The 23,564-nt window shown below is 37.8% G+C and carries 20 protein-coding genes; 11 read left to right on the top strand and 9 right to left on the bottom strand.

The window, feature by feature from the left end:
• Positions 1-128 precede the first annotated feature (128 nt).
• On the top strand, positions 129-1,010 hold the full coding sequence (locus M1D60_RS21495) for a peptidylprolyl isomerase (RefSeq protein WP_456276848.1): 882 nt from the start codon (positions 129-131) through the stop codon (positions 1,008-1,010).
• A 293-nt stretch (positions 1,011-1,303) separates the two neighbouring features.
• Positions 1,304-1,672 (top strand): hypothetical protein, encoded by a 369-nt coding sequence (locus M1D60_RS21490; protein WP_456276847.1) that lies wholly within the window; start codon positions 1,304-1,306, stop codon positions 1,670-1,672.
• Between the two features lie 86 nt (positions 1,673-1,758).
• On the opposite strand, the gene M1D60_RS21485 is transcribed toward M1D60_RS21490, so the two are convergent.
• Positions 1,759-3,222, bottom strand: a complete 1,464-nt coding sequence (locus tag M1D60_RS21485) for an aminotransferase class V-fold PLP-dependent enzyme (protein ID WP_456276846.1) — start codon at positions 3,220-3,222, stop codon at positions 1,759-1,761.
• Positions 3,223-3,561: 339 nt separating this feature from the next.
• Between M1D60_RS21485 and M1D60_RS21480 the strand changes: the two genes are divergently transcribed.
• The 5 genes from M1D60_RS21480 to M1D60_RS21460 all read left to right on the top strand — a co-directional run bounded on the left by M1D60_RS21480 (position 3,562) and on the right by M1D60_RS21460 (position 8,105).
• Complete coding sequence (locus tag M1D60_RS21480) at positions 3,562-3,762, top strand: cold-shock protein (protein ID WP_456276845.1); 201 nt, start codon at positions 3,562-3,564, stop codon at positions 3,760-3,762.
• Between the two features lie 114 nt (positions 3,763-3,876).
• Positions 3,877-4,827 (top strand): TRM11 family SAM-dependent methyltransferase, encoded by a 951-nt coding sequence (locus M1D60_RS21475; protein WP_456276844.1) that lies wholly within the window; start codon positions 3,877-3,879, stop codon positions 4,825-4,827.
• Between the two features lie 27 nt (positions 4,828-4,854).
• Entirely contained in the window at positions 4,855-5,727 is an 873-nt protein-coding gene (locus M1D60_RS21470) for an SMP-30/gluconolactonase/LRE family protein (protein WP_456276843.1), read from the top strand.
• Between the two features lie 302 nt (positions 5,728-6,029).
• Positions 6,030-6,767: a tRNA pseudouridine(38-40) synthase TruA gene (gene truA / locus M1D60_RS21465; RefSeq protein WP_456276842.1), complete on the top strand. Its 738-nt coding sequence runs from the start codon at positions 6,030-6,032 to the stop codon at positions 6,765-6,767.
• A gap of 360 nt (positions 6,768-7,127) precedes the next feature.
• Positions 7,128-8,105: a GGDEF domain-containing protein gene (locus M1D60_RS21460; protein ID WP_456276841.1), complete on the top strand. Its 978-nt coding sequence runs from the start codon at positions 7,128-7,130 to the stop codon at positions 8,103-8,105.
• Between the two features lie 38 nt (positions 8,106-8,143).
• Here M1D60_RS21460 and M1D60_RS21455 read toward each other — a convergent pair whose 3' ends face one another.
• From M1D60_RS21455 to M1D60_RS21440, 4 genes are all read right to left on the bottom strand, one after another.
• Positions 8,144-8,434: a YxcD family protein gene (locus M1D60_RS21455; protein WP_456276840.1), complete on the bottom strand. Its 291-nt coding sequence runs from the start codon at positions 8,432-8,434 to the stop codon at positions 8,144-8,146.
• Positions 8,422-8,853 carry a hypothetical protein gene (locus M1D60_RS21450; RefSeq protein ID WP_456276839.1) on the bottom strand — a complete coding sequence of 144 codons (432 nt, stop codon included), beginning with the start codon at positions 8,851-8,853 and terminating at the stop codon, positions 8,422-8,424. Before M1D60_RS21450 ends, M1D60_RS21455 begins: the two co-directional genes overlap by 13 nt.
• 395 nt (positions 8,854-9,248) lie before the next feature.
• On the bottom strand, positions 9,249-10,421 hold the full coding sequence (locus tag M1D60_RS21445) for a diguanylate cyclase (protein ID WP_456276838.1): 1,173 nt from the start codon (positions 10,419-10,421) through the stop codon (positions 9,249-9,251).
• A 162-nt stretch (positions 10,422-10,583) separates the two neighbouring features.
• Positions 10,584-11,858 carry an ATP-binding protein gene (locus tag M1D60_RS21440; protein WP_456276837.1) on the bottom strand — a complete coding sequence of 425 codons (1,275 nt, stop codon included), beginning with the start codon at positions 11,856-11,858 and terminating at the stop codon, positions 10,584-10,586.
• Between the two features lie 215 nt (positions 11,859-12,073).
• On the opposite strand from M1D60_RS21440, the gene M1D60_RS21435 reads away from it, so the two are divergent.
• Together M1D60_RS21435 and htpG are read left to right on the top strand one after the other, a co-directional pair.
• Positions 12,074-14,029 (top strand): DUF4910 domain-containing protein, encoded by a 1,956-nt coding sequence (locus M1D60_RS21435; RefSeq protein WP_456276836.1) that lies wholly within the window; start codon positions 12,074-12,076, stop codon positions 14,027-14,029.
• Positions 14,030-14,163: 134 nt separating this feature from the next.
• Entirely contained in the window at positions 14,164-16,038 is a 1,875-nt protein-coding gene (gene htpG, locus M1D60_RS21430) for a molecular chaperone HtpG (RefSeq protein ID WP_456276835.1), read from the top strand.
• 460 nt (positions 16,039-16,498) lie between these two features.
• Here the strand turns inward: htpG and M1D60_RS21425 are convergent, their stop codons facing one another.
• Entirely contained in the window at positions 16,499-17,539 is a 1,041-nt protein-coding gene (locus M1D60_RS21425; RefSeq protein WP_456276834.1) for a cytochrome d ubiquinol oxidase subunit II, read from the bottom strand.
• A gap of 13 nt (positions 17,540-17,552) precedes the next feature.
• Entirely contained in the window at positions 17,553-18,914 is a 1,362-nt protein-coding gene (locus tag M1D60_RS21420) for a cytochrome ubiquinol oxidase subunit I (protein WP_456276833.1), read from the bottom strand.
• Positions 18,915-19,248: 334 nt separating this feature from the next.
• Here M1D60_RS21420 and M1D60_RS21415 point away from each other — a divergent pair, with 334 nt between their 5' ends.
• Positions 19,249-20,361 carry an NAD(P)/FAD-dependent oxidoreductase gene (locus M1D60_RS21415; RefSeq protein WP_456276832.1) on the top strand — a complete coding sequence of 371 codons (1,113 nt, stop codon included), beginning with the start codon at positions 19,249-19,251 and terminating at the stop codon, positions 20,359-20,361.
• Between the two features lie 24 nt (positions 20,362-20,385).
• On the top strand, positions 20,386-21,753 hold the full coding sequence (locus M1D60_RS21410) for an FAD-binding oxidoreductase (RefSeq protein ID WP_456276831.1): 1,368 nt from the start codon (positions 20,386-20,388) through the stop codon (positions 21,751-21,753).
• Positions 21,754-21,844: 91 nt separating this feature from the next.
• Here the strand turns inward: M1D60_RS21410 and M1D60_RS21405 are convergent, their stop codons facing one another.
• Positions 21,845-22,579 (bottom strand): exonuclease domain-containing protein, encoded by a 735-nt coding sequence (locus M1D60_RS21405; RefSeq protein WP_456276830.1) that lies wholly within the window; start codon positions 22,577-22,579, stop codon positions 21,845-21,847.
• A 3-nt stretch (positions 22,580-22,582) separates the two neighbouring features.
• Entirely contained in the window at positions 22,583-23,563 is a 981-nt protein-coding gene (locus tag M1D60_RS21400; protein ID WP_456276829.1) for a DUF294 nucleotidyltransferase-like domain-containing protein, read from the bottom strand.
• Between the last annotated feature and the right edge of the window lies 1 nt (position 23,564).

Raw genomic sequence — 23,564 nt, 5'->3', positions numbered from 1 at the left:
TAATGGAATATCGAGAAGACCAAATCTAATGGTCTTTTAAATTGGTTTCTTTCGTGAAGATCTATTACAAGCCATTACTGTCACGCTAATAGTAATCAACAAATAATACATAACAAAAGGAGCATGAAATGAAAAATCTAAATAAGAAGGTTTTATATTGTTTAATAGGTTCTGTGGGGATCGCTGTTTTAATCATTTCATTTGTTTTAATTAATAAAGAAACGTATGTAGCTACTATTGATGGAATGAAAATTAGTGAATCTGAGTTACATGAGTTCCTTGTTTCTCAATATGGAGCAGATGCTGTAGACCAACTCATTACAGAAAAAATCATCGAAATGGAAATTGAAAAAGAAGAAGTTGAGATTAGCAAGGAAGAAATAGATACAGAGCTTTTAGAATTTAAGGAGTATTATGGTGGGGAAGAGGCCTTTCAAGAGGTTCTTGACTTAAATGGGGTGGCACTTTCTACAGTATTAAATAATATTGAAACCTCAATTGCTGTAAATAAGTTGCTAGAAGAACGTATTTCCGTGACGGATGAAGAAATGGAAACGTATTTTGAAGAAAATAAGGATAGCTTTGCACAACAAGAACAAGTACAGGCGAGTCATATTTTAGTGGAAGACGAAGCGACTGCACAAGAAGTAGTGGCAAAGATTGAAGCAGGAGAGGATTTTGCATCGTTAGTAACGGAGTATTCGACTGATGAAGCAACCGTGGAAGCAGGAGGAGATCTCGGGTACTTCAGTACAGGACAGATGGTACAGGAATTTGAAGATGTTGCTTTTGCTATGGAAGTTGGCGAAATAAGTGAGCCGGTACAAACGGAGTATGGATATCATGTGATTAATCTGGTTGATCGAATAGCTGCTGCGGAAGCAAACTATGAAGAAGTAAAAGAAGAGATTAGAACAGCTATATTTGAATCGAAAGTTGAAGAAGAATACACAGTCTGGTTAGAGGAAAAAACAGCTGATTATGAGATTGAATACCTATTAGACATTTAATTGTGAAAAGCCCTTTATGTAAATAAAGGGCTTTTTTCGACAGTGTAAAATTTGTCAAAGACCAAGAGTTATTAGGAGCAGAAGATAAATTCATTCAGAAAAAATCAACAACAGCCTTTGTTTAAATAGACAAAAATGCTTGTGAAAACAGCTTGAGAAAAAGTATTTCTAAGAAAAAATTAGTAGGAATTGGAATTATAGGATATACTAGTAAGAAGGGGATATACCCTGGGTCTTCTGGCGCTCATTCTCATTAAGCAGAAGGCGAGACCGATAAGGAAGGGAGACCAATTATGACAAGTATGGTATATCAGGCTAAAGCAGGTGACGGAGTGAAGGAGAAATCATTAAAAAGACCGAACTCCTTTTTTAACACACTTGAAGAAGCTGTATCAGAAGCTTTAGCATTAAAAGAAAAAATGGACTCAACCTACAAGAATAAAATTGAGTGGGATTACAATAGTAAAATCCAAAACTCAAAGAATAAGCTTAAAATATTAAAAGGCTACCTTGCTGGCGACAAAGAATCGAAGGCGTTCTATCTTCAAATAAATTTGGTTGAGCTACAGAAAGAGTACAGTGTAGTGACACCTAAAAAGCCTAAAAAGATGACAGGCAAGGACAAAAAGGTCATTACTAACGTAACCAAGCTCTCTATATAAGTTAAAAAATCGAAAACACTACTTGTTTTCGATTTTTTTTATTGGGTATTTTTGGGATAATGACCTACTTAGTATGTGTAGGACTGTTAAAGGTCGAACCATCCTCCAGCCATGATAAAAGTTTCATATTTTCTATGTTTAAATTCATTGGAGCTTGCATCATAGTAATAGTCTTTTTGATAACGCTCAATATTAGTAATAACATCATGAATTCCGTTGGCAATTTCATGAACTTCATGTGTTTTCATTGTAGGATGCAGAGATACTCTCACCCAGCCAGGTTTATTATAAAAATTACCGTGATCCACTTCATCTGTAATTAGTTTCGAGTGTTCCTTACTAATGTTTAATAAATGATGACCATATGTGCCTGCACATGCACAGCCTCCTCTTACTTGAATCCCATGTACATCATTTAATAACTTAACCATGAGATTAAAATGGATACCCTCTACATAAAAGGACACAATCGGAAGTCTTTCTTTTTTATGTCCTTCTAAAATCTTAATCCTCTTAATCTCCTCTAATCGTTCAAATAAAAGACTAAGTAGTTCTTTATCCCTTGCTAAAATATTTTCGATTCCCATCATTTCCTTTAATTTGATGGAAAGAGCAATTCGTATTGCCTGCAAAAAGCCGGGGGTTCCTCCATCCTCTCTGCCTTCTATATTTTCAATATATGATTTTCCACCCCATGGATTTGTCCAGTTGACTGTTCCTCCACCTGGTTGATCTGGAATCATATTCTCGTACAAATCCTTAGAGAAAACAACTACACCGGTCGAGCTAGGGCCACCTAGAAACTTATGTGGAGAAAAATAAATTGCATCCGGTTTTTGTTTCGGGTCATCGGGTTGAAGGTCTATCTTTATATAAGGAGCTGAAGCCGCAAAATCCAAAAAGCATACTCCACCGTGTTTATGCATTATAGCTGCTAGTTGATGGTAATCAGGCTGAATACCTGTTACATTAGAGCAAGCAGTAAATGCACCTATTTTTCGCTTTCTGTTTTTGTGTTTCTCAAGACAGCGTTCTAATGAATGGGGACAAACATCCCCGTCTTCATTAGGGGGAACTATTACGATATCAGCAATGGTTTCCTCCCAGGTCGTTTGATTAGAATGATGTTCCATATGGGTAATAAACACAACAGGGCGATCCTCTTCAGATAATGAAAACTGTTTTTTGTATGATTCATGGAGGGAGAGGCCAAGAATCCTTTGTAGCTTACAGAGAGCACCAGTCATTCCGGTTCCTTCAAATAACAGGATATGTGAATCATCAGCGTTGAGGTGTCTTTTTATTAACTGCCTTGCTTCATGATAAAATATGGTCATGAGCTTGCCTGTAATATTTGATTCTGTATGTGTGTTGGCTACATATGGACCAAATTGTTGTGAAATCTTATCCTCAATTGGACGATATAACCTACCGCTTGCCGTCCAATCTGCATAAAGAATTTTCTTTTTTCCGTATGGTGAATGAAAGATGTCTTGATTACCGATAATCTGATCGTAGTAAGTATAGAAATATTTCTCCAAGTTATCCATGTGAGAGTCTTCCTTTCCATGAAAAAGTCCATAGCTTATAAATATTTTAAAAATATTTATTCGTGAATATATCTTTATAAAAAATGATAAAACCCTTGGTACTCTTATGTTTTTGGAGAAAAAAACCATCTATGTTCGAGGGAGATTACTTATGAATTTCTATGCTCCATCAAATCCCAGTTTGCTAATCTGAACCATATCTGTTATGCTTAGTAAGAATTATTTTTGTTCGGTGTGGTAGGGATGAATAAAGTATTTAAACTTTTCGCCTTTGATAACTAATTGAGCAATTATAGTAACAAAATGTGGACTATAGATCCACCCCGGGAGGAAAACAACATGCAACAAGGTACAGTAAAATGGTTTAACGCAGAAAAAGGTTTCGGATTTATCGAAGTTGAAGGTGGAGACGATGTATTCGTACATTTCTCAGCTATCCAAGGCGAAGGATTTAAATCTTTAGACGAAGGTCAAAAAGTTTCATTTGACACAGAACAAGGTCAACGTGGACTTCAAGCTACTAACGTTAACAAATTATAATTTGTAGAAAAAGGACCCCTAACCGGGTCCTTTTTTCTTTGGAAAAAAGCTTTTATGCATTGTCGTAATCGCCTTATTGCATGTCTGGGGTATAATAAGGGTGGAGGTTTTAAAATGAATAATACAAAATATATATATACATATGCCTTTCGCACCGAGGAAGCTGAACTATGTGGATTGGAATTGCGTTCTTTCTTTGGAGCTGATTCATTAAAACTGCCACATATAATAGAGAGTGGCTTGAAGATAGATCCCAGTAGAAGTCCTTTTATAAGGGATCGAATCGATGTGATATATGAAGGTAATCAATTACAGGATATAATCGAGCAGGTTAAAGGTTTATCCATTTCGAATAAAACCTTTAAGGTTATTTATATAAGAGAAGTAGATCCGATTGAGTCTGAAAAAAAGGATTTAATGGAGAGACGCAGAATTGAGAGGGAAGTTGGTTTACATATAAACGGTGATCCCGATCTATTGCAGCCGGAAAAATTATATGCTGTGATACGGGTAGATGGACGATGGTTCTTTGGTGACTATCATAAAAGTGAAGCTATATGGTTACTTCATCAAAAGAAGCCAAATGACTATTCGACAGCACTTAATACTCGTGTTGCAAGAGCTGTTGCGAATATTGCTGTACCAAATCCTGAAGGGGTTAAGGCAATCGATCCTTGCTGTGGAATTGGGACGGTCTTAGTAGAAGCATTATCAATGGGAATCAATATAGTTGGTAGTGATGTTAATCGACTTGTGCTACCAGGGGCTAGGGAGAATATTGCCCATTTTGGGTTAGTAGGAGAAGTGGAGACAAGAGATATTCGAGAGGTTACAGACCACTATGATGTTGCGATTATCGACTTACCTTATAATCTATGTTCAGTAATCACAAGGGAGGAGCAACTTGAAATGCTTCAAAGTGCCTATCGATTTGCTGATAAACTCGTGGTTATTACGGTTGAACCAATTGATCCAATCATAAAAGAGGTGGGCTTTAAAATAAAGGATCGGTGTGAACTGACTAAAGGGAAGCTTACTAGGCAAGTGATTGTATGTGAAAAATAAGAAGAATCCTTTGTAGGAGGAACGAAGATGACAGTAGAATTGGTAGTAGATAGCCAGTCTATTTTAGGGGAAGGCCCTAGCTGGGATGAAAAGAGTAAAAAGCTGTATTGGGTGGACATTATAGGGAAGACATTTTATAAGTATGATCCACTAACAGGAGGAAATAGGGCTGTCTTAACAGATCAATTGGTTGGAGCTATTGCACCTAAGGCGAGCGGAGGGGTCATCATGGCTCTCCAAAATGGTTTGCACGTCTATGACTGGGATTCGGATCAATTAATGAAAATACATGATCCTGAGAGTGATCAACCAAATAATAGGTTTAATGATGGGAAGTGTGATCCTGCAGGTAGGTTCTGGGCAGGAACGATGGATATCGATGGTGAAAAAGGTAAAGGGTCATTATATGTAATGAATTCTAATTTAGAGGTAGCTAGAGTACTAGAAAATGTAAGTATTTCAAATGGTATAGCTTGGTCTCCAGATTTTTCATCTATGTATTTTATTGACACGCCAACTCAGCAGGTGGTGCGGTTTAGCTATGATATCAAGACGGGTGAGATTACCGACCCTAAACCGGTTATTACGTTTCCAAAAGAAATTGGATCACCCGATGGAATGACAATTGATGAAGAAGGCATGCTTTGGATTGCTCATTGGGGAGGTCATGGTATCTCTAGATGGAATCCTGAGCTAGGAAAGCAGCTTGAGTTTATTTCAGTTCCTTCAGCCAACGTCACGTCTTGTTCATTTGGCGGAGACGAGCTGAATGAACTATACATCACGACGGCAAGAATTGGAACCAGCAAAGAGGATTTAGATCAATACCCAAAAGCAGGTGGGTTATTTAGAATTAAGATGAATATAAAGGGCGGTAGGACGTTTTCATTTAGTGGATGAAAATGCTTAGTGAGATTACTAAGCATTTTTTTTGCTTCTTAGACTAATTGACTATAACCCATTGGTAGTTATTCCGATTGATTATTTTTTTGTGATCTTCTTGTACTTGGTTGAGCAGTTATAAACTCGAAAAAAGGGTCATTTTCTGCTGGAGAAATCATCTTTGGAAATCTATGCTAAAATAAACTTAGCGTTTAATAAGGTTTTATTCAAAAAGAGAGTGGCATGGCTGATATAAATAAGGAAAAGCTTGGAATACTAGTAGAAAAAATAGAACAGTAAGCTTCGATAAGGAGATATTAATGAATAATTACAGATTAACGATTCAATATGATGGTGGACGGTATAAAGGATGGCAGCGACTTGGAGATAGCGATCAAACCATTCAAGCAAAAATTGAAAATGTCATTTCAGAAATGGTAGGGAAACCAATTGAAATCATTGGGAGTGGTAGAACAGATGCTGGGGTGCATGCCCTCGCACAAGTTGCTAATTTTAAAATAAGTGAAAACAAGACTGAGTCAGAAGTGATGAGTTACTTGAATCACTATCTACCGCAGGATATAAGTATTATAGATGTCAGTCTTACCTCAGAACGGTTTCATGCTAGATATAATGCTAAAGGTAAAACCTATTTATATAAGATTTGGAATGAGACCTACACGAATCCTTTCATGAGGAAATTTAGTATGCATGTAGAGGAAAAGCTAGACCTAGTGAAGATGAAGAATGCTGCCCAGCATTTTATCGGTGAGCATGACTTTACAGCTTACTCAAATGCAAAATCTAAGAAGAAGTCGATGGTCCGTGAAATTTATTCGATCTCGTTTGCAGAGAATAAAGGATTCCTCGACATAAGAATCAGTGGGAATGGGTTTTTATATAATATGGTTAGAAAAATCGTCGGCACTTTAATAGAAGTAGGTTTGGGGAAAATTGATGCAAGTAATATTCCTGAAATACTCCATTCAAAAGAACGAGTCCAAACAGGGATGCTAGCAGAAGCAAACGGATTATACTTAGAGAAGATTGACTTTTAAAGGGGACTTAATCGGTCTCCTTTTTTTAATAATAAGCTGAGTTAAAGTACAGTGTTGATATTAGTAGAGTTGAATGAAGTGGAAGGACGCGAGACTCCGGCGGGAGAAGCGTGGTGAAGGAGACCCCGCAGGCGGTAACGCCGAGGAGGCTCCCGAACCCGCCCGCGGAAAGCGAGTGTCCTGGAACGGAAATTCAACAACAAACTTTAACATAGCCTAATCTAGAAGTATTACAAAAATATTACAGACTTGTGAAATAATTAAATATTTCTAATTTTTCATCCTTTAAATAACCAAATAATAGAAGAATATAGTAAAATTGGAGGGTGTATAAAATCCTATTAATGGAGTCGTGGTTATATGTTAGCTATAGGAGAAATTTCAGAAAAAGTCCCAGTGGTTTCATTAACTACGAAAAGTTCAGAGGTAAATCTTCTTTTTGAAGAAGACCCTGATCTCGAGGGAATCCTTGTTATCGAGGGTGAAACCCCTGTTGGACTTGTGATGAAGGGGCAATTCTATCAAAAGATATCAGCGAAATATGGTTTCGATCTTTTTATGGGAAGACCGATCCATTTAGTGATGGATGATTCTCCTTTAATTGTGGATTATTTCGAGACAGTCATTTCTGTTAGCTCCCTAGCAATGGCAAGGAGTCAAAAAAATCTGTATGACTATGTAATTGTTACAAAAAACAATCAATTAGTAGGGATTGTAAGTATAAAAAATTTATTAATTAAGTTGGCTGAAGTCCAAGTGAACCAAGCAATGTTTAGCAATCCACTTTCAGGCCTCCCTGGGAATGTTTTGATTGATGAGAAGATAATCGAGTATTTAAATTCTGAGAACAGTCCTTTTTCTCTCCTTTATTTAGACTTAGATCATTTCAAGGAATATAATGATACCTATGGTTTTAATAAGGGTGATTTACTGCTAAAAGAAGTGGCTAATCTCTTGAGAGAACATGCTTTATTTGATCAATATGGAGGGTCCTTTGTAGGGCATATCGGTGGAGATGATTTTGTTGCAATCCTCCCTCATTATCAGTATGAAGGCATTTGTAAATCACTAATTAATGATTTTCAAAAAAGAATAAGGCAATATTACGATGAATCCGATTGGGACAATCAATACGTCTATACAAAAGGAAGAGATGGAAAACATGGGAATATACCACTAGTTTCTTTATCAATAGCAGTTCTAACAAATGAATATCTAGTATTTCAATCTCTGGATGAAGTGAGTAAACTTGTGGCTGAGGTCAAAAAACAATGTAAGGCTTACCATTATAGCTGCTTTATATCTTATCAGGGAACTAATATAATATCCAATCAATAAATAGGCCCTCAACGCAAATTAGCATTGAGGGCTTTACATTATGAAATGATGGCAATAATCCCTTCGTCATCGTCGAGCTCAAGTTTAATTCCAGAGTAAGGATCTCTGTTAAGGAATTCTTCTAACCATAAGCGAAGGGCTTCAATAATATTCGCTGTAATCAGGACTTGTTTACGTCCATCTACATATGATTCGGCAGAAAAACCACCATGATCATCATCATAAAATAGCTCCACTTCAACCTCTTCAGGCTTAACCTGTTTTTTACGAGAGGTATAAATACAAATGGCATTAATAATATCTTGCTCAGATATTTTTAGCTTCTCCATGGATTAGGATCCTTTTTCTTCTTATCTGTAAACAGTTTGAAAATCTTCCGAATCACTACAAAGAGAACAATGATAGCTAGGACATTAATCATAAATCCTAGAATAGATCCCAAAATCCCCATATTTGCAAAAATACTACCAAATAGAAGACCAGCTAATCCGCCTAGCATTAAGCCCTTCATGAGGCCACCAGACATGAATCCACCCTTATTAGTTGGAGTAGCAGTGCTTGAATTTACAGAAGAATTTTCTTTCTTTTCGACTGTTGAATCATTTGTATTATTGTTATTATTAAAGTTCTTTTTACCTGACTTATATCGTTTTGCTTCAACTATTGAAACATCGTCTTGGAATACAAAATTTCCTAAGGGTGTTAGTAATAGAGCTACCGCAATAAGGACTGCTGTAAATTTTTTCATTTTCTTCCTCCGTTATGATGTAATAATTTATTTGTTGTTGGGATAGTGGATTCATCTATTAGGGGTTTATTGCTTCGCGTGATTCCTCCTTTATTTATAAAAAGCCTCTACCACAAACATGGTAAAGGCTGAAAAATTCTACTATTTATTCCTTTACCTATATGGCAAAGGTCTCGCAAACAACAAATCGTTGCCAGTTAAGCCGGTGATTTACTCATCACGGAATGACGACATAACTGTTAGCTACTCCCCTTTGGAGTATCAAATTATAGACAGCGTTCTCATAACGCTGTGATATTATACTACTATAAGTTGAGAGTGGCGTCAAATGTATTTGAAGGGCTGTGGTTCACTATATTAATAGTTAAGTGGATATTGAGCTTCAAGTATGTAAGTCAGGTGCTTACGCAGTTCCTTCCTTTCTTCTTAGCTCGATATAAAGCTTGATCAGCTTGTTTAATCACATCATCTGGTGACTTAGTCTTTGATTGTCTTTCAGAAATACCAATACTAATCGTTACTTTTAGTTTTTGAGTGACGGACTCTCCACTTCTATTTTTTTTCTTATAAACATATTCTTTCTTAGAAATTTTCTCCCTGAGGCTTTCCAAATGAGGTAGTACATCATCCATGTCCTTTTTTGGAAAAACAATGGTGAATTCCTCTCCTCCGTATCGGTATGCTTTACCACCCCCTGTTACTCTTTCCAACCCCTTAGCAACAAGTATTAGCACATCGTCTCCAACATCATGACCATATTTATCATTAAACTTTTTAAAGAAATCAATGTCTAACATGGCAATTGAATATTTACTGCCAAGCTTTCCGACATCTACTTTTAACATGCGTCTTGATGGAATACCGGTTAACTCGTCGATATACGCCATTGAATAGGTCCTAAACACAACAGCTAGTAACAAAAGGACGGCACTAGAAAGCAAGAAGAGTTCTACACCTGCACCTTCTTGGAGATATCGTAACCCAAGAAAAATAGAGAGAACAGAACCAAGCAGAAATACTTTATCATTTGTGAAGGATCTTAAAATGTTGAATATAGAACCAACAAAAATTAAAAGGAACATTAGTACAGGAATTTCTGGAATGTCATATATACTCAATTGAATGGGAAAAGTGATACTTGATAAAGACCTGACTATTTCATCATAAAAAATATATAGGAAGATTACTTCCGCTATTAATAAGGTAACCATAATTTTTCCTTGGCTTGATAGAACGGCCCCGTCCCTAACAAGTAGGATGATACCAATATTAGCCGCTAATACATAGGGAAAAAGGGTATCTGTGAAACCAGGTAGAGTATGGAATAGGGTGACGTTCTGTAAAAGGAAGAGAATGAACAGATGTAGCCCTAAATAGAAAACTTTTAATCTATTAAAAGCATATCCGAAACCGAACAACATAATGATCAATCCTAACAGAATGTAAGGAAGAACAGTAATTGTAGGTGTAGGTAAAGTTGAAAAACGAGAGAAGTAATAAAGGCTTAATGTGATCAGTGAAATAATTGTAACAAAAGGAGTTCCGTTTTTCAGTACTGACTTCATCATGTTTTCTTCCACCTCCTATATACCACTATACGCCAAATTTCTACATTTTCATTTTATTGTACTTAGTACAATAATTCTAGAACTTAATTTTTCAAGTAGTTCAGAAGATGGATGATTAAATAAATTAAACGCCCAGAGATAGACTCTGAGCGTTGCCTTTTGTTAATAATGATCTTTATTTTCAATATTTTTTATTGTTGAAGGTAACTCGATGGTAAAAGAAGTACCCATGCCTTTTTCACTTTGAACAGAGATTTTGCCGTTCATATTACGAATTATTCTGTAGGTGATCGTTAGTCCTACTCCTGTCCCTTTATCTTTCGTGGAATAGTAGGGTGACCCGATCTGTTCTACCTGTCTAGGTGTCATTCCAATCCCTGTATCTTTAATTTCTATGAAGATTTTGCTTGGTTTTTGGTAGGCGGAAATGGTTAAGATACCATTGGTGTGCATGGATTCGACACTGTTTTTCATGATATTTAAGAGGGCTTGTTTAAATTCGTTCTTTTTGCCTTTTGTAAATATATGATCCTGTATGGAAGAATGAATGAGGATATTATGTGTATTGGTGTAGGAAGTCATAATATCAATCATGGAGTGTAGTTCTTCCGTAACGTGTAAATCAGTAATGACCTCTGCAGTTGTAGGCTTAGCTAATGACAAATAATCATTAATCACGGCCTCAGCTCGTTCTAACTCAGATAGTGAAATTTCAATATATTTAAACTGGTGATCATTTAGGTTTTTATCCTTTTTAATTAATTGTAGAAAGCCTTTAATAGATGTCATTGGATTTCGTACTTCATGAGCAACCGAAGCAGCTAATTGACTGACGATATTTAATCGTTCTGCCTGTTGAATTTGTCTGTAAAAAATAAGCTGTTTATCTAAATTATCAATAATGAAGATTAACATAATGAGAGTACACCAGGTTAGCAGGGTGAATAAAAGCATATAAGAGACTTGGCTAATCTGTCCCATTTTAATTAAAGAAATAATTTTTGTACCACCTACTAGGCAAAAAAAGAAGCTAATCGTAAAAATTCTTCTTTTTAATGTATCTGGTTTAAACCTATTCTTTACAAGAATAAAGAAAATTACAGCAAAGGAATAATTAATGATGCTGATAAAAAAACCATCTCCACCAAATGAAAATCTATAAAATAACATAATGAGAATTAGTATGATTCCAGGTTTGATCCCACCGTATAAAAAAATAAACGCAATCGGTATGACTCTAAAGTCGTAGAGATATCCTTCTGAAAATTCTATCGGATTGGACATGGTTAATAAGAGAGTGATAAGCGATACACACATCAACATGGAAAAAACCTTTTCTCTATGATGCTTTTCTTCTTTAATAAAAAGATGATAAATAATTAAAGGAAGAAGTACGATCAACATATGATAAGAAACCTGTTCAATAGAATGAAACAAATCAATCTCACTCCCTAAAAAATTCTAGTGAATATACAATCTAATTTAAGTATTCCATTTATCTTCCATAAACCCTTTTTAAATTATGAGTTTTATAGATGATAAGTAAGCAGTTTTCTTTTTCCCTGTGTTTATTAAGGAGAATCTCTAAGTGAAATAAAGGTTTTCATCTATAAAAATAGAAGTAGTCATAAAAACATGATGGAGGTTGTTTTATGTTCAATAAGTGGAAAACAGTCATTGAAGAAGAGCTTTCGGGAAGGCAGGCTTTTCGATATGCAGATCGAATTGCTCAGTACCATCGCATTCAAGCTTCGCCTGGTTATAGAATGGCGGCGAATGAGGTTCTTCAGCTTTTAAAGCGTGATGGTGTAGAAGCTGAGCTTGTTACATACCCTGCTCGATTTGGTGAACGCTTCTTATCGCATTCATCCTTCAAGGAATGGGAATGTAAGGGAGCAGAGCTATGGATTGAAGCACCTGTCAGGAGAAGAATAGCAAGGTTTCAAGAAGAAGAGATATCGTTGATCCAAAGAAGTATATCCACACCAGAGGCAGGCTTGAATGCCGAACTGATCGTGATTGAAAATGCTGAGGATGAAAATAGCTATCAGGGACTGGATTTAGAGGGGAAAATTGCTCTTGTAAGGGGAAATCAATTTATTGTACATGCTTTGGCAGTGGAAAAGTATAAGTGTGCTGGGCTTATTTTTGATAATCTAGCAGAATTTAAACCAATCAGGACTCGCATGGACATACCCGATGCAAGGCAGTACACTTCTTACTGGTGGTATCGTGAGGATGAAGTAAAGTCATTTGGCTTTGTCGTTTCTCCGCGGATCGGGGAGGAGCTTAGGAATCTTGCGAGGCAACAAAAGGTCCAGTTAAAAGCTCTTGTTCAAGCAGAGCTGAAGGAAGGTCAATTTGAGAATATTGAGTATTTGATCCCAGGACAACGCGATCAAGAGATATTAGTAGTTAGTCATTTATGCCATCCATATCCAGGCGGGCAGGATAATGCTTCAGGCCCTGGGACACTTATGGAAGTTACGAGATCATTAACTTTATTGATTAATAACGGAAGCCTGCCTAAACCTGAATTAGGAATCCGATTTTTAATGATGCCAGAAATGACCGGAACAGCTGCCTATTTTCATCAGCATCCAGAGAGAATCGCATTAACAGTAGCTGCTTTAAATTTAGATATGGTCGGAGCAAACCAAGCAAAAGGAGGAGGGCCTTTATGTATTGAACAACCACCGATGGCCACCCCGACCTTTGTGGATCGTTTTGCTTATAAACTAGTAGAAACAGTGGCGAATAACACCTCCAATTTCACGGGTACTACACAATATAGCACGGTCCATTATGTAAACACACGGTTCTCAGGTGGAAGTGATCATTACATTATCTCAGATCCTACGATTGGTATTCCATGTCCAATGCTGATCCAGTGGCCGGATAAGCACTATCATACGACTGCAGACTCAACGAATCACTTAGATGAGGGTATGATGAAGTTAGTTGGTACTGTTACTGCCTTATATAGCTATGGATTGGCAAACGGTGAGGAAGCAGACTGGATCACCTACGCCTATGACCATGTAAGTAAAGCGGGATCTCATCTTACGAAAGCGAAGGAGTGGCTGCTGCAAGGGGGAACCTCAACGGATGAAGTGACAGCAGCCTTAGGTCTTTATCAAAGCTATGAGGGTGAAGCTCTATCTCAACTACTTTCATACGCGAGAATTCGTGAGTTTCAAAGACTAGAAGATTCTATCGGTAAGCTTGGAGAATTATTGAAAAAGCAAGTAGAGTTAGTTGGGGAGCTGGCTGAGCTTGAGCTTGTAGTCTCTCCGGACGATTTTAGTACCCGGACTGAAGAGGATGCTTGGTTAGATGTGATCTATTCTAGGAATTTTAAGGGTCCCATCCGTATTGGTGATGAGATTAGAGGATTAACCCTTAATGAAAGATATGATTGGCTGAAGAATACGGAAGCGAATGTTCCACTTGGTTACGCTGATTTCCTCTTATACTGGATGGATGGAAAGCGAACGGTGAGAGAAATTTTACGATTAACGAAACATGAAACCGGTCAATTATTTCCGCAGTATGCGAAACAGCTTTTTGAATTATGTGTAAGGTTGGGAATATTAACCGGAAATTAACTACTTGTTTTTCAATCGAGGGTTAACAATGTTGACAAGGATGTTAATTTTATGGTATTAAAATAGTGGTTAGCACTCTTGTTGTTAGAGTGCTAAAGAATAAGATGCTACATAATTGAAGGGAGAAAATAAAAATGGCAAAAAAGCAATTTAAGGCAGAATCTAAACGACTGCTAGAGATGATGATTAACTCCATTTACTCTCAAAAAGAGATTTTTTTAAGAGAGTTGATCTCTAATTCAAGTGACGCAATCGATAAAATCTACTATAAGGCACTAACAGATGAGGCGCTTAGTTTTAATAAGGAAGACTATTATATTAAAGTTACCGCTGATCAGGAAAAAAGAACATTAACACTTATTGATACTGGTATTGGTATGACAAAGGAAGAGCTTGAGAAAAATCTAGGTACAATTGCTAAAAGTGGTTCATTGGCTTTTAAGAAAGAAAATGAATCTAAGGATGGCCATGATATTATTGGTCAGTTTGGGGTAGGTTTTTATTCGGCATTCATGGTCGCTGATGTGGTTACTGTAATCAGTAAGGCGTTAGGTAGTGATGAGGCTTATAAATGGGAATCTAAGGGTGCTGACGGCTATACCATTGAACCGGTTGAGAAAAGTGAAGTTGGTACGGAAATTACCTTACATATCAAGGAAAACACAGAAGACGATACCTACGATGAGTATTTAGAGGAATACCGCTTAAAGGCGATTATCAAAAAGTACTCTGATTTCATTCGCTATCCAATCAAGATGGATGTAACTAGCAGTAGAAAAGTGGAGGGCAGTGAATCGGAGTTTGAGGATTTCACCGAAGAACAAACCATTAATAGTATGGTTCCGATTTGGCGTAAGAATAAGAATGAGTTAACAGACGAGGATTACGTAAATTTCTATAAAGAAAAGCACTATGGTTTTGATCAGCCTTTAAAGCATATTCATATTAGTGTGGATGGGGCTATTCGATACAATGCAATTTTATATATCCCAGAAAATATCCCGTTTGATTACTATTCAAAGGAATTTGAAAAAGGTCTTGAGCTGTATTCAAATGGAGTTTTAATTATGGAAAAATGCTCAGAGCTGCTTCCAGATTATTTTAGCTTTGTAAAAGGAATGGTAGACTCTGAGGACCTCTCACTTAATATTTCTAGAGAGATTTTACAGCAGGATAAACAGCTGAAATTGATTGCAAAAAATATTAAGAACAAAATTGCGAGCAACCTACAAAGCTTATTAAAGGAAGACCGAGAGAAGTACGATCAATTCTATAAGTCATTTGGTAGACAGCTTAAATACGGAGTGTACAGTGATTTTGGAAGCAATAAAGATACTCTCCAAAACCTCTTAATGTTCTATTCATCAAAAGAAAAGAAGCTTGTTACATTAGATGAGTATGTGTCTAGAATGCCTGAAGACCAGAAGTACATCTATTATGCATCAGGGGAATCGTATGAGAGAATTGAAAGACTACCGCAAACGGAGCTTGTTGCTGAAAAGGGTTTTGAGATTTTATACTTCACTGAGGATATTGATGAATTTGCCATCAAAATGCTGATGAACTACAAAGAGAAGGATTTCAAGTCCGTATCAAGTGGTGATCTTGGGATTGAAGAGAATGATCAACAGACGGATGAAGAAAAGAATGAAAACAAAGAGCTATTTGAGAAGATGAAGAATAGCTTATCTGGTAAGGTCAAGGATGTTAGAGCATCAAAGAGACTACGTTCTCATCCAGTTTGTCTAACAACAGAAGGGGAAGTTTCCATAGAGATGGAAAAAATCCTAAGTGCGATGCCAAACAATGAGAATGTGAAGGCAGATAAAATATTAGAGATCAATATCAATCACGAGGTCTACCAAACATTAAAGGCGGCATTTGAGAACGATCAAGACAAATTACATTTATATACAAACCTTCTCTACAATCAGGCATTATTAATTGAAGGATTACCTATTCATGATCCAGTAGAGTTCACGAATGATATATGTAAGATTATGGTGTAAAGGAAAGACTGGCGATAGTTTGATTCGCCAGTCTTTTTTATGAGGTGAAAAGTGCTGGTATGGGGGTTCTATTCTGCTTATGGCTGATGTATTGGGAGTGGGGAATATTTGTAATTTTGTAACTTGCCGATATAATGCTCGGTTTGGCCGATAAAACTGAAAACTCGCCGATATATTCTCGGAACTGGCCGATAAAATTTCAATCATGATCGATAAACGAAATAAGTCGCTGATATATGGTTTAAAGAGGCTAATTTTATAAGTGATGGTGATCGTTCCGACCTATTTGTGCCTGCCCAAAACAGGCTAGGAGTCGCTGGAATTAGTCATTTGACGATCAATCCGAGGTTTTTCCAGAAAACCTGGTCATTTTTCCTGAAAAAGGTGAGTCATCTATAACTAAGACCATTTAGAAGAAGTCAAAGTAAAAAAACACCCATCAAATAATGGGTGTAGTAAGTTATCCTTTCTGTCTTAAATAGCGCTTGTCATTCATAAATAAGCTCCAAAAATAGATGAATCCAGGAAACAGAATCGCAAAGCCAATAATATATGTGATAAACACAGCTCTAAAGGAATTAGGGTCTGTAAAGGAATTCTGAATCGTTACTTCAGGGTAGACGATGTATGGTAAATGAGCTTTTCCATATACATAGCTTGCGATTAAATACTGGACGGTGACAGCAATCACCGATAGCCTTGGCATTCCCCGAACATTCTCTCCCTTCTTAAATGGATTCCGAAAATATAGTCCAATTCCGACAATTAAGAAGAAGCCTACAGAAATAAATAATAGGTGGAAATCCTCCATCATTCTGTTATAAAGCCAGGCTGCTTCATTTCTTAATGTAAACATAATTAAAAAGGCCATTAATAAGGAAATGGGTCCAAGAATCATCCCGTCTCGTAAATAGACTCGGTAAGCATCCATTTCTCTTGAAGCTTTAGAGTAATCCGCGAGTAAAAGGGAGGATAGAAAAAGGGAGCTCGTAATCGCGAATCCAATAAAGGCGTATTCATTTGGACTTGTAAAAAGCCTTTGCAAATTTAGGCTTGGGATTCCGTTCGTATAATCAACGAATTCACCGTGAGTAATCGGTAAAACACTTATTAATAAGCCTGGAATGATAATCCCGGTAATTCCTGATATATAGGTTAATGGCTTTTTATACTCAGTTGCTACATTTGAGAAAACTAAAAAGGCGCTTCGTAAGGCAAGTAATAATAGAATTAAACTACCTGGGATCAGAAGGATGGTTCCTAGTGTGTTTGCTGCAGCCGGGAAGAGGCTGTAAACGGCAACCACTAGCGCAACGATAAAGGTGTTGGTAACCTCCCAGGTCGGTGATAAATAACGGTTTGCGATGTTGGTCGCTTTTGTTTTTTCACGATTGATATACACCATGGACCAAAACCCTGCCCCGAAGTCCATGGTTGCCATGACTGCGTAAATAAATACAAATCCCCAAAGGACTGTAATTGCAATGAGCACATCTGTCATTCTCTAATGCCTCCTATGAATTTGAGCTAAATAAAGGTTTTGACTTATTTGCAGCACGTTCAAGGTCATCCAATTCGGTATTCTTTCTAAAGAAATAGAGTAGAACAAAAACCACGGCAAATCCTAAGATGATATAAACTCCGATAAATAACATAAACAGCACGCCTAAATCAGTTGCGGTTGTGGAGGCGTCAGCTGTAGATAGAATGCGATATATCACCCAAGGCTGGCGACCAGAACAAGCAAGAATCCAACCTGATTCTATCGCACTAATCGCAAGTGGACCTGTCGTAACCAATAACCACAGGAAGAGCTTTGGAAAACGGTCTTTTTTTAATACTTTTCGCCATACAAGCCCTGCAATTGGAATGAAAATCAATAATGAACCAATTATGACCATTACATTAAATAAAGTATGGACAAATAAAGGTGGCCACAGCTCCTCGGGAAAGTCATTAAGCCCTACGACTACCGTATCGAAGCTATCGCCGGCCAAATAGCTTAAAGCCCAAGGAATCTCAATACCCCATTTTATGGTTTGGGTTTCACGGTCGGTGAATCCGCCGATGGCTAGTGGGGCGTGTGATTGTGTTTCAAAAAGACCCTCAGCAGCAGCTAGTTTTTCGGGTTGATACTTATGTAGATACTGAGCAGATTCATGACCGTTAGTCGCAGTTAAAAAGGCAAAAATCCCTCCAACTATAAGGCTAAGTGTTAATGCTTTTTGGTGGAATCGATATACTCTAGACCCATACTCGTTTCGTAGCATCTTAAATGAGGCTACTGATGCGACGACAAAGGCACCTACGACATAGGCTGAAAGTGCAACATGAGTAGCTGTGACAAAAAAGCTTGGGTTAAAGAAGGCTGCCCATGGATCAATGTCAACATACTGTCCATCTACGTAATTGAATCCGGCGGGGGTCCCTTGCCATGCATGGACATTTGTGATGAGAACAGCAGAGGCTAGAGCCCCTAATGCAACAAGGACTAGACTAACAATTCTCATCCATGGTGCTATTCGCTCTGCTGCATATACGTAAATTGACATAAACAGAGCTTCAACGAAGAAGGCATAGATCTCAATTTGAAATGGAAGAGGCATAACACGTGCGACCACTTCTAAGAATCCTGGCCATAGTAAAGAGAGCTGAACACCAGCGATGGTTCCTGTTGGTATTCCTACACCGAGTAATACTGCAAATGCTTTTGTCCAACGTTTCGCCATGACAACGTAATCTTGATCTTTTGTCTTTTGATAAAGAAGCTCAGCGACTAAAATCATGAATGGTAATCCTACGCCAATCGTAGCAAAGATAATATGAAAGGCCATTGTTGTTCCGAAAAGAGAGCGTGCAATTAATAAATCATCCATGTTGATTCGTCCTTTCAAAATTTCATCATATTTCCATATCATCTCCAAACTGGAAATAACTATGTGGCATAAAAATAAAAACGACAAGTGAACGGGGGCTTGTCGTTTTTCCTTAGTTGTTTAGTTCTCTACATCATGTTGATACTAAACAGTGAAGAGTATTTTAGCCGGAAAGTAGAATTTTCGATTAATAATTTGGGCGATATTTTGGCCAATGCAGAGTAAGGTTCAAATTACAGCTTTTAGGTAGCATGATCAATCATGTAAAAAATTGAGTACCCAATAGATGTCCTGTAAAATAGATAAAAAGATTAAATAGGAAGAGATGTGGACGATGGAAAAAATAATTGTAGTGGGAGCGGGAATTCTGGGGGCATCGACTGCCTTCCACCTAGCAAAAATGGGAGCGGAAGTGACGCTTATTGATCGTGATGACCGTGGACAGGCTACAGATGCAGCAGCAGGTATTGTGTGTCCATGGCTTTCTCAGCGACGTAATCAAGCATGGTACCAAATGGTTAAGAATGGGGCACGTTATTATCCGGAATTAATTCGTCAATTAGGTGACCTAGATGAAAAAGAAACAGGTTACAGCCAAGTGGGGGCCATTAGTTTACATACAGATGAAGAAAAGTTAGAAAAAATGGCAGAAAGAGCAAGAAAAAGGCACGAGGATGCTCCTGAAATCGGGAGTATTAGTATCCTTTCACCAGCAGAAACAAAGCAGTTGTTCCCTCCGTTAGTTGAGGGAATTGGATCCGTCTTTGTTAGTGGAGGTGCCCGTGTAAATGGAAGAGCACTTAGGGATTCACTGATTAGTGGAGCAAGAAAGCTTGGGGCAGCCTTTATTAAAGGAACTGCAGATTTAATCTATGAAAGTGGCTATGTAAAGGGTGTGAAAGTAGATCATCAGCTCCTGGTAGCTGATCAGGTAATCGTTACTGGTGGTGTATGGGCGAAGCAATTGTTGGATCCGGTGGGAATAAATTTTACAGTTACTGCGCAAAAGGCACAGATTCTACATTTACAATGGTCCCATCAAGATACAGGGAGTTGGCCAGTCGTAATGCCTCCAAATGATCAATATATGCTTTCTTTTGAAGAGGGACGAATTGTGATTGGAGCCACACATGAGGATGAGGCTGGACTAGATACGAGAGTTACTGCAGCTGGGATGAATGAAATCTTAGAAAAGGCTTTGCGTATGGCTCCTGGCCTCGGGGATTGTACGATACTTGAAGCGAGAGTTGGTTTTCGTCCATTTACTCCGGGCTTCCTACCTGTAATCGGAAATGTCCCTGGGATAGAGGGCTTACTAGTAGCCAATGGTTTAGGAGCATCTGGGTTAACAAGTGGACCTTTTCTAGGAGCTGAGCTTGCGAGATTAGCGTTAAAAAGAGAAACGGTGCTAGATCTTAGTCACTATCCAGTCAGCGGGGCAATCTAATAGTAGAGATGCGGGGGAATTTTGATGGATTTAATTGATGCATTACGACAGGTGCTACCTAATGAACGAATATCGATAAATGAAACGATACTAGAGCAGCATAGTAAGGATGAATCTCACCACCAGCCTGCACTTCCACAGGTAGTTGTTTTTCCTCTTACATCTGAGGAAATAAGTGAGATTATGAAAATTGCTACTACGTATAAAGCGCCGGTTATTCCATTTGGAGTCGGTTCTAGCTTAGAAGGACATGTGATTCCGTACGAGGGTGGAATCACAATCAATCTATCATTAATGGATCAAATTCTTGAAGTTAGGGCAAAGGATTTTTTAGTAAAAGTTCAGCCTGGAGTGACAAGGTCGAAGTTGAATAAAGAGTTAAAGAAGTATGGGGTTTTCTTTCCGGTTGACCCTGGTGCCGATGCGACACTTGGTGGGATGGCAGCGACAAATGCTAGTGGTACTACATCTGTTCGTTACGGAATTATGCGTGATCAGGTTCGAGATTTGGAAGTGGTTTTGGTAGATGGATCCATTATACATACAGGTAATTTAGCGGCAAAATCCTCTTCAGGATATCATCTAAACTCAATGTTTGTAGGCTCTGAAGGAACATTGGGTGTTTTTTCTGAACTCACTCTAAAGGTGTATGGAATCCCAGAACGAGTGACTGCGGCAAGAGCGGTATTTCCTAGTATAGAGCAAGCAGTAAATGCAGTTGTATCTATCCAACAAGCAGGAATCCCAATTGCTAGATGTGAGCTGTTAGATGCACGTTCTATTAAACAGGTTAATCACTATAGCAAAACGAATTATCCTGAGCAGGCGACTTTGTTTTTAGAGTTTCATGGAAATGAGGCGGGATTAGCCCAAGATGTAGAGTTTACACAGGAGCTTTTAGGTGATCATGAATGTAGTGGTTTTATTTTTGAAACTGATTCTAAGGCTATCCTTCAATTATGGGAGGCACGCCACCATCTTGCCTATGCTTTTCTTCATGGCTTTCCCACTCTGGATATGATGATTACGGATGTATGTGTGCCGATTTCAGAGCTTGCAGGGGCGATCATCGACGCACAACAGGCGATTAAAGAGACTGGACTAGACGGAGCAATTCTTGGGCATGTAGGAGATGGGAATTTTCATACCTTACTAATGATTGATAAAACAAAGCAAGAAGATATAGAAAAGGCTGAACAATATAACGAGCATATAGTGAGCTATGCTCTAGCAAGAGGAGGTACCTGCACGGGTGAGCACGGAGTGGGTATTGGGAAAAAGAAATACCAACAACTTGAGCACGGTGGTTCCTTTGAGGTGATGAAAGGTATTAAGAGAATGCTAGATCCATATTGTCTGTTAAATCCGGGTAAAATAGTTGATAGGTATTAGGAGAATAAAGAAATCTACTCATAAATAAAGGCTTGGATTTTAGAAAATCCAAGCCTTTGCTTTTTAATTATGCCTAATTACAATTCTCTACTTATCTTGTTTTTGAAAGTGCTTCATATAAGTCTGTCATTGTTACAATTCCGAGATTGATGATCTTCTCTAAATAAATGGCCCATAGCTTTGCCGTTAATTTAGCATCCCCGAGTGCGTGATGTCGATCAATAACAGGGATATCATGGTGTTCACATAAATCCTCTAAACGGACGAGTGTAAGAGTAGGGTCCGCGATTTTGAATAAGAATGAAGTATCAATAATTCGGTGCTTTAGAGGAGTGCGGAATAACTTCCAGCTTGTGTGCTGAAGAAATGCTTTTTCGTGATTTGCATGATGTGCTACTAAAACAGCATCTTGTGTGAATTCAAAGAATTGAAGTAGAACAGTTGATAAGTTAGGTGCAGCCAATAGATCCTCTTGTTTGATTCCTGTTAACTCCGACAACTCCTCCGATAATTCCTCGTTGTGGTAAACAAGGGAATAAAAAACATCATCTTCCTGTATGACCCCACCAATTACTTTTATTGCACCGATAGAAAGAATCACATCCCCTTTGTCGGGGTGAAAACCAGTTGTTTCAATATCGAAAATGATGAATCTAAGATTTGATAATGGTTCATACATTACCTGGTCCTTACGAATATCCCTCTGAAGCTCCCTGAGAAAAGCGATATTTTGAGCAGATTGCTGTCCTTGCATTCCGCTAAGGATTCCACTATTCAATTTTCCGTGAATACCTTTAAGAAGATGAGTAATTGGATTGTTGCTCACTGTTTAACACCCTTTTTCAATGCAGTTTTGTACAAAATGATGTAGCTTTTCTCCATCTTTAAGAATCTGCTTAATCAATTTTTTTTCTTCATGCGTCAAGTTTTTAACGGAAAGATGGTGTGTATCAGAATACGAATCGTTTTGATGAAAAGAAGAAAGACGGAAGTCCAATAATAGCTTAAAGCTGTCCTGATAAGGTTTTAACGTCTGCTGATATCGTTCTTGCTCTCGGAGTCGATTGAATCTTTCGAGAGTAGAGCTTTCGACAATCCCTTCTTTAATTGCCAATAGACGGACGGCATTTACATAGGGGAGGAAGGTTGCATGCTTTAAGTCAATTGATCCAGCATAAGGACCGGTTTGTTGAACATAAAGCTGGCCAAAAACTCCTACTGATTTTTTTATATGCTTAATATTATCGAGGAAGCGCTGTAAAAGATGTGGATGCTCAAGATGATCATGAAGCATTTCCTTTTTTAATAATGAAATGGCATTGTTATTTCCAACCAGCACTCTGGCATCATAAAAGATTTGCAAATAACGAATTGAGTCAAGGGTTTCTTCTAAAGCCCATTGATGCAGTTGGTCTTTCCATTCAGTAAAAGATTTGCACCAGGTAGGGTTTGAGCTCATTACCCTGCCGTCACAATATGGATATCCTACTTGGAATAATCCGTTAGCAATTTCCTCGCCAAAATCCAAAAAATAGCTAGCTGCTTCTTGTGTATTTGTTTCATAGACAATCCCGTGATCCTGATCACTTTTATAACCTTGCTCAAATCGTCCCGCACTTCCTAAGACAAACCAACTAAATTCACAGGGTGCTTCACCGTGCTGCTCAACCATTATTTGATAAGCCTTATGAAATACCTCTATAAAAATTTGGTCGTGATTTTTATTTAATTGGATAGAAGATTGTGAGGAATAGACATGCTGATTCCTCCACTCATTAATTGATGTGTAGACTTCTTTGTTCGTAGACATA

It is taken from the genome of Bacillus sp. AK128 (assembly GCF_053903075.1).
The sequence above is the reverse complement of the archived record's forward strand: the minus strand, read 5'-3'. Positions and strand labels throughout refer to the sequence as shown.

What these genes read in the sequence shown, in the direction of transcription:
- truA (WP_456276842.1), top strand. Translation starts at nt 6,030, where the DNA reads ATGAATAATTACAGATTAACGATTCAATATGATGGTGGACGGTATAAA.
- htpG (WP_456276835.1), top strand. Translation starts at nt 14,164, where the DNA reads ATGGCAAAAAAGCAATTTAAGGCAGAATCTAAACGACTGCTAGAGATG.
- M1D60_RS21415 (WP_456276832.1), top strand. Translation starts at nt 19,249, where the DNA reads ATGGAAAAAATAATTGTAGTGGGAGCGGGAATTCTGGGGGCATCGACT.
- M1D60_RS21485 (WP_456276846.1), bottom strand. Translation starts at nt 3,222, where the DNA reads ATGGATAACTTGGAGAAATATTTCTATACTTACTACGATCAGATTATC.
- M1D60_RS21420 (WP_456276833.1), bottom strand. Translation starts at nt 18,914, where the DNA reads ATGGATGATTTATTAATTGCACGCTCTCTTTTCGGAACAACAATGGCC.
- M1D60_RS21435 (WP_456276836.1), top strand. Translation starts at nt 12,074, where the DNA reads ATGTTCAATAAGTGGAAAACAGTCATTGAAGAAGAGCTTTCGGGAAGG.
- M1D60_RS21450 (WP_456276839.1), bottom strand. Translation starts at nt 8,853, where the DNA reads ATGAAAAAATTTACAGCAGTCCTTATTGCGGTAGCTCTATTACTAACA.
- M1D60_RS21470 (WP_456276843.1), top strand. Translation starts at nt 4,855, where the DNA reads ATGACAGTAGAATTGGTAGTAGATAGCCAGTCTATTTTAGGGGAAGGC.
- M1D60_RS21400 (WP_456276829.1), bottom strand. Translation starts at nt 23,563, where the DNA reads ATGTCTACGAACAAAGAAGTCTACACATCAATTAATGAGTGGAGGAAT.
- M1D60_RS21460 (WP_456276841.1), top strand. Translation starts at nt 7,128, where the DNA reads ATGTTAGCTATAGGAGAAATTTCAGAAAAAGTCCCAGTGGTTTCATTA.
- M1D60_RS21480 (WP_456276845.1), top strand. Translation starts at nt 3,562, where the DNA reads ATGCAACAAGGTACAGTAAAATGGTTTAACGCAGAAAAAGGTTTCGGA.
- M1D60_RS21490 (WP_456276847.1), top strand. Translation starts at nt 1,304, where the DNA reads ATGACAAGTATGGTATATCAGGCTAAAGCAGGTGACGGAGTGAAGGAG.
- M1D60_RS21455 (WP_456276840.1), bottom strand. Translation starts at nt 8,434, where the DNA reads ATGGAGAAGCTAAAAATATCTGAGCAAGATATTATTAATGCCATTTGT.
- M1D60_RS21410 (WP_456276831.1), top strand. Translation starts at nt 20,386, where the DNA reads ATGGATTTAATTGATGCATTACGACAGGTGCTACCTAATGAACGAATA.
- M1D60_RS21495 (WP_456276848.1), top strand. Translation starts at nt 129, where the DNA reads ATGAAAAATCTAAATAAGAAGGTTTTATATTGTTTAATAGGTTCTGTG.
- M1D60_RS21475 (WP_456276844.1), top strand. Translation starts at nt 3,877, where the DNA reads ATGAATAATACAAAATATATATATACATATGCCTTTCGCACCGAGGAA.
- M1D60_RS21425 (WP_456276834.1), bottom strand. Translation starts at nt 17,539, where the DNA reads ATGACAGATGTGCTCATTGCAATTACAGTCCTTTGGGGATTTGTATTT.
- M1D60_RS21445 (WP_456276838.1), bottom strand. Translation starts at nt 10,421, where the DNA reads ATGATGAAGTCAGTACTGAAAAACGGAACTCCTTTTGTTACAATTATT.